This is a genomic window from Stenotrophomonas sp. YJH_SMC_12-1, assembly GCF_059370935.1.
Map to the genome: position 1 here is coordinate 138,873 of NZ_JCAFUD010000001.1, position 19,130 is coordinate 158,002.

At 65.7% G+C, this 19,130-nt stretch carries 17 protein-coding genes; 13 read left to right on the forward strand and 4 right to left on the reverse strand.

All coding sequences use genetic code 11. The features are described 5' to 3' along the window. Positions 1–61: 61 nt before the first annotated feature. Positions 62–649, reverse strand: a complete 588-nt coding sequence (locus tag AC5P8Y_RS00655; RefSeq protein WP_049453780.1) for a glutathione peroxidase — start codon at positions 647–649, stop codon at positions 62–64. A 604-nt stretch (positions 650–1,253) separates the two neighbouring features. Here AC5P8Y_RS00655 and AC5P8Y_RS00660 point away from each other — a divergent pair. The 6 genes from AC5P8Y_RS00660 (at position 1,254) to AC5P8Y_RS00685 (ending at position 5,594) form a co-directional block, all read left to right on the forward strand. Next, complete coding sequence (locus AC5P8Y_RS00660; RefSeq protein WP_005410261.1) at positions 1,254–1,613, forward strand: GntR family transcriptional regulator; 360 nt, start codon at positions 1,254–1,256, stop codon at positions 1,611–1,613. Then, entirely contained in the window at positions 1,613–2,488 is an 876-nt protein-coding gene (locus AC5P8Y_RS00665) for an ABC transporter ATP-binding protein (protein WP_005410262.1), read from the forward strand. The genes AC5P8Y_RS00660 and AC5P8Y_RS00665 overlap by 1 nt, the downstream gene beginning before the upstream one ends. After that, positions 2,485–3,513 (forward strand): ABC-2 transporter permease, encoded by a 1,029-nt coding sequence (locus tag AC5P8Y_RS00670; RefSeq protein ID WP_049403129.1) that lies wholly within the window; start codon positions 2,485–2,487, stop codon positions 3,511–3,513. The genes AC5P8Y_RS00665 and AC5P8Y_RS00670 overlap by 4 nt, the downstream gene beginning before the upstream one ends. A gap of 25 nt (positions 3,514–3,538) precedes the next feature. After that, on the forward strand, positions 3,539–4,426 hold the full coding sequence (locus AC5P8Y_RS00675; protein WP_005410264.1) for a GIN domain-containing protein: 888 nt from the start codon (positions 3,539–3,541) through the stop codon (positions 4,424–4,426). A gap of 30 nt (positions 4,427–4,456) precedes the next feature. Beyond that, entirely contained in the window at positions 4,457–5,068 is a 612-nt protein-coding gene (locus AC5P8Y_RS00680) for a YggN family protein (protein WP_049431360.1), read from the forward strand. A 100-nt stretch (positions 5,069–5,168) separates the two neighbouring features. Next, a complete protein-coding gene (locus tag AC5P8Y_RS00685) occupies positions 5,169–5,594 on the forward strand; it encodes a hypothetical protein (protein WP_033833950.1) in 426 nt (141 codons plus the stop codon). A 103-nt stretch (positions 5,595–5,697) separates the two neighbouring features. Here AC5P8Y_RS00685 and AC5P8Y_RS00690 read toward each other — a convergent pair whose 3' ends face one another. Then, positions 5,698–7,125: a class II fumarate hydratase gene (locus AC5P8Y_RS00690; protein ID WP_049403131.1), complete on the reverse strand. Its 1,428-nt coding sequence runs from the start codon at positions 7,123–7,125 to the stop codon at positions 5,698–5,700. Between the two features lie 293 nt (positions 7,126–7,418). On the opposite strand from AC5P8Y_RS00690, the gene purB reads away from it, so the two are divergent. From purB to lpdA, 7 genes are all read left to right on the forward strand, one after another. Continuing rightward, positions 7,419–8,786, forward strand: a complete 1,368-nt coding sequence (gene purB / locus AC5P8Y_RS00695) for an adenylosuccinate lyase (protein ID WP_049403132.1) — start codon at positions 7,419–7,421, stop codon at positions 8,784–8,786. Between the two features lie 458 nt (positions 8,787–9,244). Next, positions 9,245–9,910 (forward strand): T6SS immunity protein Tdi1 domain-containing protein, encoded by a 666-nt coding sequence (locus AC5P8Y_RS00700; protein WP_080354650.1) that lies wholly within the window; start codon positions 9,245–9,247, stop codon positions 9,908–9,910. A gap of 530 nt (positions 9,911–10,440) precedes the next feature. After that, positions 10,441–11,853 (forward strand): ribosomal protein uL16 3-hydroxylase, encoded by a 1,413-nt coding sequence (locus AC5P8Y_RS00705; RefSeq protein WP_072168348.1) that lies wholly within the window; start codon positions 10,441–10,443, stop codon positions 11,851–11,853. Positions 11,854–11,862: 9 nt separating this feature from the next. Continuing rightward, positions 11,863–12,759: a GNAT family N-acetyltransferase gene (locus AC5P8Y_RS00710; protein ID WP_111187897.1), complete on the forward strand. Its 897-nt coding sequence runs from the start codon at positions 11,863–11,865 to the stop codon at positions 12,757–12,759. A gap of 186 nt (positions 12,760–12,945) precedes the next feature. After that, positions 12,946–15,777 (forward strand): 2-oxoglutarate dehydrogenase E1 component, encoded by a 2,832-nt coding sequence (locus tag AC5P8Y_RS00715; RefSeq protein WP_005413939.1) that lies wholly within the window; start codon positions 12,946–12,948, stop codon positions 15,775–15,777. 40 nt (positions 15,778–15,817) lie between these two features. Continuing rightward, positions 15,818–17,020: a dihydrolipoyllysine-residue succinyltransferase gene (sucB, locus tag AC5P8Y_RS00720; RefSeq protein ID WP_111187898.1), complete on the forward strand. Its 1,203-nt coding sequence runs from the start codon at positions 15,818–15,820 to the stop codon at positions 17,018–17,020. 63 nt (positions 17,021–17,083) lie between these two features. Continuing rightward, positions 17,084–18,520 (forward strand): dihydrolipoyl dehydrogenase, encoded by a 1,437-nt coding sequence (gene lpdA, locus AC5P8Y_RS00725; protein WP_111187899.1) that lies wholly within the window; start codon positions 17,084–17,086, stop codon positions 18,518–18,520. Between the two features lie 113 nt (positions 18,521–18,633). On the opposite strand, the gene AC5P8Y_RS00730 is transcribed toward lpdA, so the two are convergent. Together AC5P8Y_RS00730 and AC5P8Y_RS00735 are read right to left on the reverse strand one after the other, a co-directional pair. Further along, positions 18,634–18,882 (reverse strand): hypothetical protein, encoded by a 249-nt coding sequence (locus AC5P8Y_RS00730; protein WP_111187900.1) that lies wholly within the window; start codon positions 18,880–18,882, stop codon positions 18,634–18,636. Beyond that, positions 18,879–19,091, reverse strand: a complete 213-nt coding sequence (locus AC5P8Y_RS00735) for a hypothetical protein (protein ID WP_111187901.1) — start codon at positions 19,089–19,091, stop codon at positions 18,879–18,881. The genes AC5P8Y_RS00730 and AC5P8Y_RS00735 overlap by 4 nt, the downstream gene beginning before the upstream one ends. Positions 19,092–19,130 lie beyond the last annotated feature (39 nt).

Genomic DNA, 19,130 nt, shown 5'->3' on the forward strand with positions numbered 1-19,130 from the left:
CGGCGCGAAAAGAAGCATTGTCGCACGCATGCCGTCGATGTCGAGGCATCCGTGCCGGATATCAATGTGCGGCCGCTGCGGCCAGCGCCTTGTCGATGGCCGCAGTCAGCTGCGGATCATCCGGCGTCACCTTGCTGGCGAACTGGGCGATGACCTTGCCATCGCGGCCGACCAGGTACTTGTGGAAATTCCAGCCCGGTGCCACGCCGGTGGCCGCGGTCAACCGTTGATAGAGCGGCGTCGCCTCCGCACCGACCACGTGCACCTTCTCGAACATCGGGAACTTGACCCCGTAGGTGAGCGTGCAGAAATCCTGGATCTGCTTCTCGTCACCGGGCTCCTGGCCCTTGAAATCGTTGGACGGGAAGCCGAGCACGGCAAAACCTCGGCCGGCATAGCGCTTCTGCAGCGCCTCCAGGCCTTCGTACTGAGGGGTATAGCCGCACTTGCTTGCGGTATTGACCACCAGCAGCACCTGTCCGTGGTAGCGCTGCTGCAGGTTGACCTGCTGCTTGCTGGCCAGCGGGCGGTAGTCGAGGTCGAGAAGATCGGCCGCCAGCACCTGGGTGGAACCGGCCAGGCCGGTTACCAGCAGGGTCAGCAGGGACAGGCCGCGCAGGCGGCGCGGCATAACGGTCGGCAAGGGCATCGAGAGCAGTCCGCGGTGGCCATTCACAGGGCCGGCCGGTAGCGGCCGGAGTCGGCCGAACTATAGCACCGGCCCCCCTTCCCCCTTGTTGCAAGGGGCGCCTGTGGCTTTGCGCTGCATGGCGCTTTCCTGCACGACCCGCCAGCAACGGCGCAGTAATGACATAGCATGGACAATACTGAATGGAAGGCGGGCCTGGGTCGGCCCGCGCCAGAACCTGATTTCCCTTCCGAATCAATCGGATAAGCGGATATTTCAGCGATTTGACCACCCCTGCCATCAGTTGGGCACGGCAAGGGGTTGCACGTAGGCGTGCCGGTGTTATAGTTGCATACAACACCAGTCACCTGAGACAGGGGGAAGCCATGAACGCCCGGATCCGTCGCAACCTCACCCCACCCGCGGCCGCTGCTGTTTCGACCCTGATCGTGCTGGCCTGGCTGGCCACGCCCACCGCCCCCGCCTCGCCTGACAGTGCGCAGGATGCAATCGCTACACCGGCCGGGAACGCCGATTCCTCCCCCCCTCCCCCGCGTCGGCTGCACAGCTCCCTGTCCATGCCGTATTTCTCGTTCGCCCAGCCGCTGACCCCACGGAGCTGAATATGAGCGACATCCAGTGGAGCGACGGCGCTCCCATCTACCGTCAGTTGAAGGAGCGCGTGATCGCCATGATGCTCGACGGAATCCTCAAGCCGGGCGATGCCCTGCCTTCGGTGCGCCAGGTGGCCGCCGATTACCAACTGAACCCCATCACCGTTTCGCGCGCTTACCAGGAACTGGCCGACGAAGGCCTGGTCGAAAAGCGCCGCGGGCTGGGCATGTTCATGACCGAGCAGGCCGCCACGCAGCTGCGCAGCAGCGAGCGCGAGCGCTTCCTCAATGAAGAATGGCCGGCCGTGCTGGAGCGCATCCAGCGCCTGGGCCTGAGCCTCGACGAATTGCTGCCCCAGGGGAAAGTCTGATGAATAGCACCGCAAGCGAACCGGTCATCACCGCCCGCGGCCTGCGCAAGGCCTACAAGTCCACCGTTGCCCTCGACAGTGCCAGCTTCAGCATTCCGAGCGGGCGCATCGTCGGCCTGATCGGTCCCAATGGCGCCGGCAAGACCACCGCGCTGAAGGCCATTCTTGGCCTCACCTCGGTGGAAGGTGAGTTGAGCGTGCTCGGGCGCGACCCGCGGCTGCACCGCGACGAACTGATGAACGACATCTGCTTCATCGCCGACGTCGCCGTGCTGCCGCGCTGGCTGAAGGTGCGCGAAGCCATCGATTTCGTCGCCGGCGTGCATCCGCGCTTCGACCGCGCACGCTGCGAGCGCTTCCTGGCCAACACCAAGCTGCAGCCGAAGCAGCGCGTGCGCGAGCTGTCCAAGGGCATGATCGTGCAGCTGCACCTGGCACTGGTGATGGCCATCGATGCCCGCATCCTGGTGCTGGACGAGCCCACCCTGGGCCTGGACATCCTGTACCGCAAGGAGTTCTACCAGCGCTTGCTGGAAGACTACTTCGACGAGCAGAAGACCATCATCGTCACCACCCACCAGGTGGAAGAGATCGAGCACATCCTCAGCGACGTCATGTTCATCCGTGATGGCCGCATCGTGCTCGATGCGGAAATGGACGAGGTCGGCCAGCGTTACACCGAACTGCTGGTCAACGCCGACCAGCTGGAGACCGCACGCGCCCTGAAGCCGATCGACGAACGCAGCCTGGCGTTCGGCAAGACCGTAATGCTGTTCGACGGCGTACCGCGCGCCCAGCTTTCCACCCTTGGCGAGACCCGCAGCCCGGGCCTGGCCGACCTGTTCGTCGCCGTCATGAAGGGGACCTACGCATGAATGCCGTCAACCATCCCGTCAGCCCCCTCGGCACGCTGCGCTGGCTGCTCAAGCGCGAGTACTGGGAAAACCGCGGCGGTTTCCTGTATGCCCCGCTGATCGCCGGCCTGATCTCGCTGGTGATGAGCACCGTCGGCATCGCCTTCGGCCTGTTCGCGCTGAACCGCGCGGCGCGCAACGGTGCGCTGCATGTCGATGGCGAGAGCGTGAACGTCAATGGCCTGGACCTGGCGCTGCTCACCCGCAACATCGACGGCAAGGACCTTGCCGACCTCGGTAACGGCCTTGACCTGACCCTGGTGCTCAGCTCGGCATGGCCGTTCCTGGTGCTGGCCTTCGTGGTGTTCTTCTATTGCCTCGGCGCCCTGTACGACGACCGCCGCGACCGCAGCATCCTGTTCTGGAAGTCGTTGCCGCTGTCGGATACCCAGACCGTGCTGTCCAAGGTCATCAGCGCACTGGTCGTGGCACCGCTGATCGCGGTGATTGCCGGCATCATCACCATGTTCGGCTTCATGCTGATCATCAGCATCGTCGCGCTGATGCACGGTGGCAGCCCGATGGCGCTGATCTGGGGGCCCGCCAGCCCGTTGACCCTGGCCGCTGGCCACCTGAGCTGGATTCCGGTCTACGCGCTTTGGGCCCTGCCCACTGCAGGGTGGCTGCTGCTGTGCTCGGCCTGGGCCAAGAGCAAGCCGTTCCTGTGGGCGGTGATGCTGCCACTGTTTGCCGGCGTCATCGTCAGCACCACCAAGATCATGCCGCTGATCGGCCTGACCACCGGCTGGTTCTGGCAGAACATCGTCGGCCGCCTGCTGCTGGGCGGCGTGCCCGGCATGGACCTGCTGTACCGCCTCGGCGCAGGTGAAGGTTCGCGCCGCGACCTGGATTCGGTGGTCAGCCTGATGTCCCCCGCCTCGCAGCTGAAGTCGCTGGCGATGCCGGAGCTGTGGATCGGTGCGGCCGTCGGGGCACTGTTCATCTTCCTCGCCATCCGCCTGCGCAAGCGCGCCGGCGAGATCTGATTCCATCCTCCCGGAGGCACCACCCATGCGTTCTTTGCTCGCCTGTTCTGCGTTGTTGCTGTTGCCGCTGTCGGCGCTGGCCGCCGATGCTCCGAACTGCAAGTTCACTGCCGCCCGCGCGCTGAAGCTGGACGTGGCCGGTGCCAAGACGGTGGTGTTCGAGGTCAACCAGCACGACCTGAAGGTGGTCGCCAGCGCTGGCGGCGGCCAGCTGGACGGCCGCGCCTGCGCGTCCAGCCAGGAATGGCTGGACCAGCTGGTACTGGACCAGCGCAAGGTGGGCGACAAGCTGGTGGTGAGCCTGCGCCGCGACGGCCGCCAAAGCGGCATCAGCCTGGGCAACAGCTACGCCTGGCTGGATATCCGTGGCAGCGTGCCGGACAACCTGCCGCTGCAGTTCAAGGTCGGCTCGGGTGACGCCAGCGTGGAAAACGCACAGTCGCTCAGCGTGGACGTCGGCTCCGGTGACGCGGTGGCCCGCGGTACCCGTGGCAGCATCCACGCTGCAGTGGGTTCCGGCGACCTCAACATCGATGGCGGCAGTTCGCTGAATCTGCTGTCGCTGGGTTCCGGCGACGTCAATGCCCGCAACATCGGCGGCGATGCCATCACCGGCACTGTTGGTTCGGGTGACCTGAAGATCACCGATGTGCGTGGCAACGCACGCCTGGATACGGTCGGCTCCGGCGACATCGAGTTCAAGCGCGTGCAGGGCAGCGTCGAAGTCGGCGTGGTCGGCTCCGGTGGCATCGATCTGGCCGATATCGGCGGCAACGTGCATGTGCGCAGCCACGGCTCGGGCGACATCCAGGTGGACGGCGTACGCGGCAGCCTGACCGTCGATCACAGCGGCAGCGGCGATATCGAACACCGCAACGTCAGCGGCCGGGTCACCCTGCCGCGCAGCAAGTAATCCTCTTCCACACACGTCCAGGGGAACATCATGAACCTGTTGCGCCTGCTGCCCGCCACCCTGCTGTGCCTGCCGCTGATCGCCTGTGGTGGCACGTCCTCCGCCCCCGACAGGAGCGTCGGCAAGAGCGTCGCCGAAGCCACCAGCGGCGTCGGCCAGACCGTCAAGGAAGCCATGGACGATGCCCGCAAGGACATCGCCCAGGGCAACATCAAGATCTCGGCCGACAAGCAGCCGCGTGCGGAGATCACGCCGGATGGCCGCCTGCTGATAGCCGGCAAGGAGGTCGCCGCCAACGACGTCCAGCGCCGCCACCTGCAGGAGTACCGCGGTCACGTGGTCGCCGTTGCGATGGCGGGCATGGATGTCGGGCTGGCCGGCGCCAAACTCGGCGCCAACGCCGCCGGTGAAGCGCTGAAGGGCATCTTCAGCGGCGACAGCGAAGGGGTGGAGAAGCGCATCAACGCCGAAGCCGCCAAGATCGAGGCCCAGGCCAAGCGCATCTGCGATCGCCTGCCGGCGATGCTGGCCAGCCAGCAGGCACTGGCGCGCGAGCTGCCGGCATTCAAGCCGTACGCGACGATGGACCAGAGCGACGTGGACGACTGCGGCAAGGACAACTCGGTCACGTTCTCCAACTGAGACAAATCGATGCACCCGACCGGCTGCGGCCTTCCGTTGCCGGTCGGGCACTGTCGGCGGGCTTACAATGGGGCCCCCGGATGCCCCCGAACCGAACGCCATGAAGAAGTTGTTCCTGCTGCTGGCCGCCCTGCTCTGCCTAGGCCTGGTCGGCTGCGACAAGGATTACCGCAATCACCGCGCCGAGCGCGGCAAGCCCAAGATTTCCGTCAGCGAAGGCATGGTGACCGTGCGCCGCCCGCCGGCACCGAACATCATCATCCTCGGCGACGGCACGATGAAGGTGGACGAGATCCAGATTCCACTGGACGACGGGCAGAAGCAGATGCTGCAGACGATGTTCGGCAAGCTGCAGGTGCTGCGCCAGAACACGCTGGTGGCCGCACCGGCCGATCCGAACATGCAGCCGGTGAAGATCCAGCCGCCGGAGGGCATGGAGGTGATCCCGGCCGACCTGATCCAGCGCATCCCCGAGTTCAAGGATTACACCGACACCTTCGGCAACATCGTCGCCGACCGTCGCTGACGAAAAACGCCGCCCGAGGGCGGCGTTTTTCGTTTCCGTAGAGTCGAACCATGCCCGACTCCGGAACAACCGTCGAGCGTGGCTCGACTCTGCAACCGGCAGATCACCCCCCGGCGCCACCACCGCCAGCCTGGATGCCACCAGCAGTCAGCGCAGTCGGGTCCAGCAGGCGACGCAGCTCGGCCTCGTCAAGCCCGCTGTCTTCCAGCGCCACGTCCAGCACCGGGCGCTGTTCCTTGTAGGCACGCTTGGCAATCGCCGCTGCCTTCTCGTAGCCGATGATCGGGTTCAGCGCGGTGACCAGGATCGGGTTGCGCGCCAGCGCCTCGGCCACGCGGTCCTCGCGCACCTTCAGCCCGGCGATCGCGCTGTCGGCCAGCAGCCTGGACACATTGGCCAGCAGGCCGATGCCATCGAGCAGGTTCACCGCGATCAACGGCAGGGTGACGTTGAGCTGGAAGTTGCCGGTCTGCCCGGCCACGGTGATCGCGGTGTGGTGGCCGATCACCTGCGCGCAGGCCATCACCGTGGCTTCCGGAATGACCGGGTTGACCTTGCCCGGCATGATCGAGCTGCCCGGCTGCAGTGCCGGCAGTTCGATCTCGCCCAGCCCGGCCAGCGGACCGGCATTCATCCAGCGCAGGTCATTGGCGATCTTGATCAGTGCCACGGCCAGCGCATTGAGCTGGCCGGACAGTTCCACCGCATCGTCCTGCGCGGCCAGGCCTTCGAACTTGTTCTCGGCGCTGTCGAACTTGAAGCCGGTCTGCTGCTTCAGCGCCTTGGCCACCTGCGCGCCGAAGCGCGGGTCGGCGTTGATGCCGGTACCGATGGCGGTGCCGCCCAGCGGCAACCGGCGCACGCGCTTGAGGCTGTCTTCGATGCGCTCCTGCGCCGAGGCCAGCTGCGCCGACCACGCACCGAATTCCTGCTCGAAGGTGAGCGGCATCGCGTCCATCAGGTGGGTACGGCCGGTCTTGACCACCTTGCGCAGGCTGCGGCCCTTCTTGTCCAGGGTCTTGCGCAGGTGCACCAGCGCCGGCAGCAGCTGCTCGTGCGTCGCCAGCACCGCCGACACCCGCAGCGCAGTCGGAATCACGTCGTTGGAGCTCTGCCCCTGGTTGACGTGGTCATTGGGATGCACGGTGGTCTTGCCCGCCTTGCCGGCACGGTTGGCCAGGGTGGCGATGACCTCGTTGGCATTCATGTTCGACGACGTGCCCGAACCCGTCTGGTAGACATCGATCGGGAACTGCGCGTCCCAGTTGCCGGCGGCCACTTCGGCGGCAGCGGTCTGGATGGCCTTGGCCACGGTCTTCGGCAGGTGGCCCAGCTCCGCGTTGACGCCGGCGGCCGCGCCCTTGACCAGGCCCAGCGCGCGGATGAAACCGCGCGGCATGCGCTGGCCCGACACCGGGAAGTTCTGCACGGCACGCTGGGTCTGCGCGCCCCACAGGGCATCGGCAGGCACCTGCAGCTCGCCCATGCTGTCGTGTTCGATTCTGAAACCCTTGCTTGCAGCTTTGCTCATTGCATCAACTCCGCACTACTTCAGTTGGGGAAAGGGAAGCGGCGGCTGGCAGGGTGTCGCTTCCCGGGCTGGCGGCTGCGGCCACAATACTCCCTTGCCCGCAGCATGGGATGACGAGGGCGGGCCAGATCGTTCCACCTGCACGGCCGTTCTGCGCGCGCAAGGGTAGTGCCGGCCGCTGGCCGGCAACCACGCCCGGCCTACGCCGCCATGGCTTGCCGGCCAGCGGCCGGCACTACCTGACCGGCACGTCGTAGAATATGGCCCCCGCCGCTCGTCCCATCCCTGCCGACATGTCCGATTCCGCCCTGCTCGCCCTGTCCCCGCTCGATGGCCGCTACGCCGGCAAGGTCGACGCCCTGCGCCCGATCTTCTCCGAATACGGCCTGATCAAGGCCCGCATCGTGGTCGAGGTGGAATGGCTGCTGGCGCTGGCCGCCGAACCGGGCATCGTCGAACTGGCGCCGTTCTCCGACGCCGCCGTCGCCCGCCTGCGCGGGTTGGCCGCCCGCTTCAGCCCGGCCCAGGCCGCGCGCGTGAAGGAGATCGAGCGCACCACCAACCATGACGTCAAGGCGGTGGAGTACTTCATCAAGGAACAGTTGAAGGACGACGCCGAGCTGGCTCCGGCGCTGGAATTCGTGCATTTCGCCTGCACCAGCGAAGACATCAACAACCTCAGCTACGGCCTGATGCTGGAACAGGCCCGCCGCGAGGTGCTGCTGCCGACCCTGGACGGCATCGCCACCACGCTGCGCAACCTCGCCCACGCCCAGGCCGGCCAGCCGATGCTGTCGCGCACCCATGGCCAGACCGCCTCACCGACCACCCTGGGCAAGGAACTGGCCAATGTGGTCGCCCGCCTGGAGCGCCAGCGCCGGCAGATCGCTGCGGTCGAGCTGACCGGCAAGATCAACGGCGCGGTCGGCAACTACAACGCCCACGTGGCCAGCTACCCGGACGTGGACTGGCCGGCCTTCGCCGAGCGCTTCGTGACCGGCCTGGGCCTGGTGTTCAACCCGTACACCACGCAGATCGAGCCGCACGACAATGTTGCCGAGATCGGCGATGCCGCACGCCGCGCCAACATCATCCTGATCGACCTGGCCCGCGACATCTGGGGCTACATCTCGCTGGGCTACTTCAAGCAGCGCCTGAAGGAAGGCGAAGTCGGCTCGTCGACGATGCCGCACAAGGTCAATCCGATCGACTTCGAGAATGCGGAAGGCAATTTCGGCATCGCCAACGCGCTGTTCGAGCACTTCAGCGCGAAGCTGCCGATCAGCCGCTGGCAGCGTGACCTGACCGATTCCACCGTGCTGCGCGCACTGGGCACCGCGTTCGGCCACAGCCAGGTGGCGCTGGATTCGCTGGCCAAGGGCCTGGGCAAGCTGGAAGTGAACCCGCAGCGCCTGGATGCCGATCTGGACGCGGCCTGGGAAGTGCTGGCCGAGGCCGTGCAGACGGTGATGCGCCGCCACGGCCTGCCGAACCCGTATGAGCAGCTGAAGGCGCTGACCCGCGGCCAGGGCATCACGGCCGAGTCGATGCGTGCGTTCGTGCAGGGGCTGGAGCTGCCGGCGGATGCCAAGCAGCGCCTGCTGGAGATGACCCCGGGCAGCTACACCGGTCTGGCGGAATCGCTGGCGAAGAAGATCTAAGGGGTTTCCTTTGCGGCGGCGGCCGCGGGCGCTGCCTGCGGCAGGCAGCGGCAACGGCAACGTCAAAGGCGGCTCTGGATTTCTGCCGTGTTTGGCGGGGCGGGTTGGATTCGCGGGGGACGCCGTGAATCCGTCCGTGGAGGCTTGGCAGCCGCATCCATGCGGCTGACACCCCCGCGAACCCAACCCGCCCCACCTCTGACAGATTCCCGGTGACGGATCGAAGAGCGTTGGGTTGTCGGGACGGAATTTGAAAGAGGGACGCGGCTTCGCCGCGTCCCTTTTGTCGTTTCTGGCTCCCATCCTCATTTCATGCCGCACACCGTGACAAGGCAGGCCGGAGGGACCGTTTCTGAAAACCGGCCAACGTCGGTATTGCCTGATACGTTCGACCATCAACAAGTCCGGCAGATGACGTATTCGCGCCGCAGATTCGAAGGCCAAACTGCAGATCAGAAATGAGTAAACTAATTGACTACATCGTCAACGAGCATGGACACCCAAAGCTGTGTCGCTCGCTCACCCGCGACGAGTGGAATTCACTTCCAACATCCCTTCCTGATCAACTCCGCGAACTCTTCGCTAAGCTGGGCTTTTTCTTCACACTGCAAGGCCAGCTCCAGACATGCCACCCCAGGAGTTTCGAAGGCATTCTGGATGCAGTGTTCGACCGCGACGAGCAATTCAACAGTACGAATTGCCATGCGTTTTGCCATAGTGCGTTCGGCAATATTTTCTTCTATCACGAAGTCTTCGGCATCGGAGAGATAGAACTTATGCATAGCTCAGTGATGTGTGAGACATCTGCACGAGATACAGATGCCGGAATGCATCTTGAACATGCCATCGAGATCCCATTTATGCTCGACGCAGAGGATATCGATGCTTACGACAAAGATGACAGACGGCTATTCTCCAGAGCACGGAAGAAGCTTGGGCCCTTAGAGATCGGTGAATGCTATGGATTCCAGCCACTGCTTTCACTGGGTGGGGAGAACACCATCGAGAATCTGAAGAAGGTCGAGGCCATTGAGCATTTAGGGATCCTGTGCCAGACACAGGACTTCTCCTTATACGAGTATTCATCGTATGGAACCCGGGCGCTTGTCAGATCATTCAGTTGAAATCACACGGCGATCTTCAGATCGACAACTACAGATCTCCTCCCGGTCTTGATACTTCCTGGTAGTTTCTGCGACCTGTGTCTGATCCTGTAGCCCTAAGCCTACGCCGGGCTGCTTTTCGCAATGGCAAAAGCAGCCGAGCGTGGGCTCGGCTCTACACGAGCAAGCGCAGCGCGCGACCCGCTGTTGCCTTTGATTTTCTTCTTCAATTCCGTGGCGGGCCGCGCAGGAAACTGTCAGGGGCCGGGCGGGTGGGCTGCGCGGGGGCGTGAGCCGCATGGATGCGGCGATCGAGCTTACATGGACGTACTTGCAGCGTCCCCCGCGCAGCCCACCCGCCCGGCCAAGCCCATGAAGCCGGTCGACTAACAGTCGACCCTACCAAGATGTCGCCACGAGGGGCTCCGCCGTTGGCCGGAACCCCGCGACAAACCACCGCACGTGCGCAATCCCCACGAACGGCGGACAATGGACTCCTTGGCGGCCCGCCACGCCGCCCCTCCCGCTTTCCGCTGCAAGGATTCCCCCCCATGGCCGCCCGCAAGTCCTCCGCCCCCCTCATCGAAGTCACCGCCCGCCCCGGCCAGCCGCTGGGCATGGCGCCGGCCACCTTCCTGCGCGACTTCTGGCAGAAACGCCCGCTGCTGATCCGCAACGCCTTCCCCAACTTCCAGACCCCGGTGCAGCCGGAAGACCTGGCCGGGCTGGCCTGCGAGGAAGGCGTGCTGGCGCGCCTGATCGAGCACGACAAGACCCGGGACGGCTGGCGCGTGCGCACCGGCCCGTTCCAGGAAGACGTGTTCCCCGCCCTGCCCGACCACGACTGGACCCTGCTGGTGCAGGACGTGGACAAGTGGGATCCGGACGTGCGCGCCCTGATCGAGCACTTCAGCTTCCTGCCGCGTTGGCGCATGGATGACGTGATGATCAGCTTCGCCGCCACCGGCGGCTCGGTCGGCGCCCATGTCGACCAGTACGACGTGTTCCTGCTGCAGGCCCACGGCCACCGCCGCTGGCAGATCGACGCCAGCGAATCGATCAAGGGCAAGCAGCCACCGCTGGGCTTCCGCCCGGACGTGGAACTGAAGCTGCTGAAGGTATTCAAGCCGACCCACGACTGGGTGCTGGCGCCGGGCGACATGCTGTACCTGCCGCCGAACGTGCCGCACCACGGCGTCGCCGAGGATCCCTGCCTGACGTTCTCCTTCGGCATGCGCGCACCGTCCTCGGCCGAACTGATCAGCGACTACCTCGACACCCTGATCGCCGATGCCGACGAGAACATCCGTTACCAGGATGCCGACCTCAAGGTGCCAGCCGACCCGAACGAAATCGACACGGTGGCGATGGCGCGGGTGATCACCGCGCTCAACGCCATCCGCATGAACGACCCGGACAAGCTGGGTGACTGGTTCGGTCGCTTCATCACCACCTACCGCGCCGCCGGCGAAGTGATGGCCCACCAGGCCGCGCCGGCTCCGGAGGAAGTGGTCCAGGCACTGGCCTCCGGCCTGCTGCTGCAGCGCCACCCGTGGGCACGCCTGGCCTGGCGCCGGGCCAAGCGCGGCGCCAGCCTGTACGTCAGCGGCCAGGACTTCGCGCTGCCGGTGAAGGACGCCCAGCGCCTGGCCGGCGCCGAGCAGCTCGACGCCGCCGCCTATCGCGGCCTGTCCGACAAGGGCCGGGCCGTGCTCCAGCAGCTGCTGGTCGGCGGCGTGTTCCAGCTGATCGATCCCAGCGAAATGTATGACGCTGAAGACGAGGACGACGGCGAAGACGCCGTGGTCCTCGGCGAAGTGGTCGAAGGCCGTGACCGCGTCGACGCGATCGACGCCGACGCGGTGTCCGACGATGTCCACTCCGTGACCGTGCACGACGACGGTATCGAGGTCATCGTCAACTTCGAGGACGACGACGAAGACGACAGCACGGGCCGGGCCTGAGCCCTCACCATGATCCGGGTCCAGCAGGTCAGCCACGCCGACGCCCACGTTGCCATTCACGACGTGCGCCAACGCGTGTTCGTGCAGGAACAGGGCATCGCCGCGGAACTGGAACGCGATGCGCTGGACCCGGTCAGCGTCCATGTGCTGGCCCTGGACAGTGACAACCAGCCGGTCGGCACCGGCCGGCTGGCCCCGGACGGCCGCATCGGCCGCATGGCAGTGCTGGCCAGCCATCGCAGCCACGGGGTCGGTGAGGCCCTGCTGGAGGCACTGATCGAGGCCGGGCGCAGGCTCGGCCTGGCCGAGCTGCACCTGCACGCCCAGCTGCCCGCCCGCGATTTCTATGCCCGCCAGGGCTTCCTGCCGGAAGGCAAGGTATTCGAGGAGGCCGGCATCGGCCACCAGCAGATGCGACGCCGGTTGGGCGCGGCCAGTGCCATCGACAGCCGCGAGCAGGCGGTGGCCATCACCACGGCCATCGTCCACCGCGCCCGCCGCCAAGTGTGGCTGCACAGCCGTCAGCTGGACCCGGGACTGCTCGACGCGCCGTCGGTACAGGCCGCCCTGCGCCGCTTCGTCACCGCCCGCCACGACAAGCAGCTGCGGGTGATCGTGCACGACGCCGCCGCCATCGCGTCTGCCGGGGCGCCGCTGCTGGCCTTGGCTCAACGCCTGCCCAGTGTGATCCAGTTCCGCGAGGCCACCGATCCGGTCGACCGTGCGCTGGCCTCGGCCTGCCTGCTCAACGAAGCCGGCGACTTCTACTTTCGTCTGATCGGTCATCGCCTCGACGGCGAGGCAGGCATCGCACTGCCTGCACGTTCGCAGCCGTTCGAGCAGCAATTGCAGCGGGTCTGGGACCGTTCGCGCGATTGCAGCGAACTGCGTGCGCTCGGCATCTGAGCGGGTACCGCCCACTCAACCTGTCTGGAAGCGGCACCGTGGGACCCGGGATGCCCGTTTTGGTGCCCCTTCCTGTCCGGATGGGGGTACAATTTGGCTGTTTGAACGCGCCCGCGCAGGGCTATTCATCTTCCTGCCGGGTCCTTCTGAAGCCATACCCCACAAAGCGAATCAACACCCTCCATCGTGGACAATCAACTGAAGCAGTTTGCGCAATCTTCGCAGCTCGCCGGCGGCAACGCCTCCTATGTCGAGGACCTGTACGAGCAGTACCTGGTCTCCCCGGACAGTGTCGATCCCAAATGGAAGACCTACTTCGACGGCTTCAAGGGCCGCGAAGCAGGCGACATTCCGCACTCGGCCGTCATCTCCCACATTGCGGACGCGGCCAAGGAAGCGCTGAAGGCCGGCACCGGCAACGGTGCGGGCGACGAGCGTGAACGCAATGTCGGTCGTCTGATCACCGCCTACCGCTCGCGCGGCCACCTGGACGCCCGCCTCGATCCGCTGGGCCTGGCCGCGCCGGTCAACACCCCGGACCTGGGCCTGCCGTTCCACAGCCTGTCCGATGCCGACCTCAACAGCGAGTTCAGCACCGGCGGCGTCGGTGGCCAGCCGCGCATGAAGCTGCGCGACCTGCTGGCACGCCTGAAGGCGACCTACACCGGCTCGATTGGTGCGGAGTTCATGCACATCTCCGAGGTCGAGCAGCGCCAGTGGATCTACAAGAAGCTGGAAGCAGCCGGTGGCAACTACCAGCTGGACGCTGACACCCAGCGCCGCACCCTGGAGCGCCTGACCGCGGCCGAAGGCCTGGAGCGCTACCTGCACACCAAGTACGTCGGCCAGAAGCGCTTCTCGCTGGAAGGCGGCGACTCGCTGATCCCGATGATGGACACCATCATCCGCAACGCCGGCAAGGATGGCGTCAAGGACGTGGTGATCGGCATGGCCCACCGCGGCCGCCTGAACGTGCTGGTCAACACCCTCGGCAAGAACCCGCGCAAGCTGTTCGACGAGTTCGAAGGCAAGTTCGAGCACGACGAGCACGCTTCTGCCGGCGACGTGAAGTACCACATGGGCTTCTCGGCCGACGTGGCTACCGACGGCGGCCCGGTGCACCTGGCGCTGGCGTTCAACCCGTCGCACCTGGAAATCGCCGACCCGGTCGTGGCCGGTTCCGTGCGTTCGCGCCAGGAGCGCCGCAAGGACACCGCACGCAAGCAGGTCATGCCGATCCTGATCCACGGCGATGCGGCCTTCTCGGGCCAGGGCGTGGTCATGGAGCTGTTCCAGATGTCGCAGGCCCGCGGCTTCGCCGTCGGCGGCACCGTGCACATCGTGGTCAACAACCAGGTCGGCTTCACCACCTCCAACCCGCTGGACACGCGCTCCACGCGCTACGCCACCGACGTGGCGAAGATGATCGCCGCCCCGGTGCTGCACGTGAACGGCGATGATCCGGAAGCGGTGGTGTTCGCCGCGCAGCTGGCCTTCGAGTTCCGCCAGAAGTTCGCCAAGGACGTGGTCATCGACCTGATGTGCTACCGCCGTTGGGGCCACAACGAGGCCGACGAGCCGGCGATCACCCAGCCGCTGATGTACCAGGTGATCCGCAAGCACCCGACCACCCGCGAGATGTACGCCGAGCAGCTGGAAAAGGCAGGCGTGATCGCTGCCGGTGCCGGCAAGGCGATGGTCGATGCCTACCGCGAGAAGCTCGATGCCGGTGAGGTGACCACCGAGCTGGCCAAGGTCGAGAAGACCCCGCCGACCAGCCCGCTGTTTGTCGATTGGCCGAAGCTGCTGGAAGGCAAGCTGTCCGACCCGGTCTCGACCAAGGTCGAGAAGAACAAGCTGGTCGAACTGGCCAAGCTGATCAACACCATTCCCGAAGACGTGCAGCTGCACTCGCGCGTGGCCAAGGTCTATGACGACCGCCGCAAGATGGCCGCCGGCGAGATCCCGGGCGACTGGGGCTTTGCCGAGAACCTGGCCTACGCCACCCTGCTCGACGAAGGCCATGCACTGCGCCTGGTCGGCCAGGACGTCGGTCGCGGTACGTTCACCCACCGCCACGCGATCCTGCACGACCAGAAGACCGACAACTACTACATGCCGCTGCGGCAGCTGGTGGATTCGCCGGAGAAGGCCACCGTCATCGATTCGCTGCTGAGCGAAGAAGCGGTGATGGCCTACGAGTACGGCTTCTCCACCACCGATCCGAACACGCTGTGCATCTGGGAGGGCCAGTTCGGTGACTTCGCCAACGGCGCCCAGGTGGTGATCGACCAGTTCATCGCCGCCGGTGAAGCCAAGTGGGGCCGCATTTCCGGCCTGACCCTGCTGCTGCCGCATGGCTATGAAGGGCAAGGCCCGGAGCACAGCTCGGCGCGCCTGGAGCGCTTCCTGCAGCTGTGTGCACTGGAGAACATGCTGGTGGTGGTTCCGTCCACCCCGGCACAGGCCTTCCACATGCTGCGCCGCCAGCTGCACCTGACCACCCGCAAGCCGCTGGTGGTGATGTCGCCGAAGTCGCTGCTGCGCCACAAGCTGGCCGTGTCGACCCTGGACGAGCTGGCCAACGGCGAGTTCCAGCACCTGATCGGCGACGCCAGTGCGGACGCCAAGAAGGTCAAGCGCGTGGTGCTGTGCTCGGGCAAGGTCTACTACGACCTGCTGGAAGACCAGACCAAGCGTGGCCAGGACGACGTGGCGATCATCCGCGTGGAGCAGCTGTATCCGTTCCCGCGTGCACTGCTGGCTGCCGAGCTGAAGAAGTACGGCAAGGCCACCGACGTGGTGTGGACGCAGGAAGAACCGCAGAACCAGGGTGCGTGGTACCAGATCCGCCACCACCTGCAGTTCTGCCTGGCCGACGGCCAGAACCTGCACTACGCCGGTCGCGCACGTTCGGCGTCGCCGGCTGCCGGTCACATGGCTGACCACGTCCGCGAACAGCAGCAGCTGATCGCCGACGCGCTGGTCAACCCGTTCAACGACACGTTCGCTGAATAATCCTCCCCCTATTTAGAAGACAAACCAGGAAGCTCCCGCAATGGCCACCGAAGTCAAAGCCCCGGTACTGCCCGAATCCGTCGCCGACGGCACCATCGCCACCTGGCACAAGAAGGTGGGCGACGCCGTCAAGCGCGACGAAAACCTGCTTGACCTGGAAACCGACAAGGTCGTCCTGGAAGTGCCGTCGCCGGTCGACGGCGTGCTGAAGGAAATCAAGTTCGCCGAAGGCTCGACCGTGACCTCCAGCCAGGTCGTGGCGATCATCGAAGAAGGCGCCGTGGCTGCTGCCCCGGCTCCGGCTGCCGAAGCCGCTCCGGCTGCAGCCGCTGCCCCGGCCGCTGCTGCTCCGGCCGCTGCCGCCGCTCCGGCTCCGGCTGCCAAGTCGGCCGCCGACACCCTGCCGCCGGGCGCCCGCTTCACCGCCATCACCGAAGGCGTGAACCCGGCCGACGTCGACGGCACCGGCCGTCGTGGTGCAGTGACCAAGGAAGACATCGTCAACTTCGCCCGCAACGGCGGCGCCGGCAAGGCCGGTGGTGCACGTCCAGAAGAGCGCGTGCCGATGACCCGCATCCGCAAGCGCATCGCCGAGCGCCTGATGGAGTCGAAGAACTCCACCGCCATGCTGACCACCTTCAACGAAGTCGACCTGTCCAAGGTGTCGGCGGCGCGCAAGGAGCTGCAGGACGAATTCGTCAAGGCCCACGGCATCAAGCTGGGCTTCATGAGCTTCTTCGTGAAGGCCGCTGCCAACGCGCTGCAGCGCTTCCCGCTGGTCAACGCCTCGATCGACGGCGACGACATCATCTACCACGGCTACTCGGACATCTCGATCGCCGTGTCGACCGAGAAGGGCCTGGTCACGCCGGTCCTGCGCAACGTCGAGCGCATGTCGTTCGCCGACATCGAGAAGACCATCGCCGACTACGCCAAGAAGGCCCGTGACGGCAAGCTGGGCCTGGAAGAACTGCAGGGCGGCACCTTCACCGTGACCAACGGCGGCACCTTCGGTTCGCTGCTGTCGACCCCGATCATCAACCCGCCGCAGAGCGCCATCCTGGGCATGCACGCCATCAAGGAGCGTCCGATCGCCCAGAACGGCCAGGTCGTGATCGCGCCGATGATGTACCTGGCGCTGTCCTACGACCACCGCATCATCGACGGCAAGGACTCGGTGCAGTTCCTGGTGGACATCAAGAACCAGCTGGAAAACCCGGGCCGCATGCTGTTCGGCCTGTAAGAAACCTCCCGCCCCTCCGCGCCTGCGCGGAGGGGTTCTGGTAATGCATCAAGGAATAATTCAATGGCTGAACAATTCGACGTCGTCGTCATCGGTGCCGGCCCGGCCGGTTACCACGCTGCCATCCGCGCGGCCCAGCTGGGCCTGAAGACCGCCTGCATCGACGCAGCGCTGGGCAAGGACGGCAAGCCGGCCCTCGGCGGCACCTGCCTGCGCGTGGGCTGCATCCCGTCCAAGGCGCTGCTCGATTCCTCGCGCCAGTTCTGGAACATGGGCCACATCTTTGGCGACCACGGCATCAGCTTCAAGGATGCCAAGATCGACGTCGAGGCGATGATTGGCCGCAAGGACAAGATCGTCAAGCAGTTCACCGGCGGCATCGGCATGCTGTTCAAGGCCAACAAGGTCGCCGCCTACTACGGCTTCGGCCAGCTGCAGCCGGGCAACGTGGTCAAGGTGAAGCAGCACGACGGTTCGGAAGTCGAGCTGAAGGGCACCAACGTCATCATCGCGGCCGGTTCGGATTCGATCGAACTGCCGTTCGCCAAGTTCGACGGCGAGACCATCGTCGACAACGTCGGCGGCCTGGACTTCACCGAAGTGCCGAACCGCCTGGCGGTGATCGGCGCCGGCGTCATCGGCCTGGAACTGGGCAGCGTGTGGAAGCGCCTGGGCGCGGAAGTCACCATCCTCGAAGCCATGCCGGAGTTCCTGGCGGCTGCCGACGCCGAAGTGGCCAAGACCGCTGCCAAGGAATTCAAGAAGCAGGGCCTGGACATCAAGCTCAATGCCAAGGTTTCCAAGACCGAGATCACCGGCAAGGGCAAGAAGAAGGAAGTCATCGTCACCTACACCGACGCTGAAGGCGAAAAGACCCTGACCGTGGACAAGCTGCTGGTGGCCGTTGGCCGTCGCGCCGCCACCAAGGGCCTGCTGGCCGAAGGCACCGGCGTCAAGATCAACGAGCGCGGCCAGATCGAAGTCGACGCGCACTGCCACACCGGCGTCAACGGCGTGTGGGCGGTCGGCGACTGCGTGCGCGGCCCGATGCTGGCGCACAAGGGCTTCGAGGAAGGCATCGCGGTGGCTGAGCTGATCGCCGGCCTGCCGGGCCACGTCAACTTCGACACCATCCCGTGGGTCATCTACACCGAGCCGGAACTGGCGTGGGTCGGCAAGACCGAAGCCCAGCTGAAGGCCGAAGGCATCCCGTACAAGGCCGGCAGCTTCCCGTTCGCCGCCAACGGCCGTGCCGTGGCGATGATCGAGCCGGCGGGCTTCGTGAAGATCCTGGCCCATGCCGAAACCGATCGCATCCTCGGCATGCACCTGGTCGGCGCCAACGTCTCCGAGCTGGTGCACGAAGGCGTGCTGACCATGGAGTTCAGTGGCTCGGCCGATGACCTGGCCCGCATCTGCCACGCCCACCCGTCGCTGTCGGAAGTGATCCACGACGCGGCGATGGCGGTCAGCAAGCGCGCCATCCACAAGGCGAACTGATCGTTCGCTGGTAGTGCCGGCCGCTGGCCGGCATCACCCGGATACGAAAAACCTCGCTTCGGCGGGGTTTTTTTGTTGCCCGTTTCCCTGTAGCGCAGAGCATGGGCTCGGCGCTACACCTTTCCAGCCGGCTTCTTCGGTGGATCCTCGCAGACCCTGTGCTGCACAACCGTATCGCCGACCCTCCATTCCTTCGCGACCCTGCAGCGCTCCTTGGCTTTCGGCGCAGAGACCGCCGCAGCATTGGCCTCGTCAGCCGCAGCGGTCTGCTGCCGTTCCAGCCACACCGAGGGCGGTGCTGGAGGTGTGGCCAGTACCGGGCCCGCAAGCAGGACCAGACCCACCAGCAGCACCATCCTCATGCGGCCACCGCCCGGCCACCCAGCAACCGCGCGGGCAGCATGAACAGCGCGCGCAGGAACGCAAACAGCGCCGAGAAGGTGATGCCGACCAGGCGGAACGGCAGGCTCAGCAGCCACACGAACGGCCAGGCGATCAGGGCGAGGATCGCCAGCGGCCAGCACAGCACGAACACCAGGCACCACACGCCGAGTGCGAACAGGGTCTTCATCACGGTCTCCTTGTGGCGGCACCTTGCCGCCTGCGGACA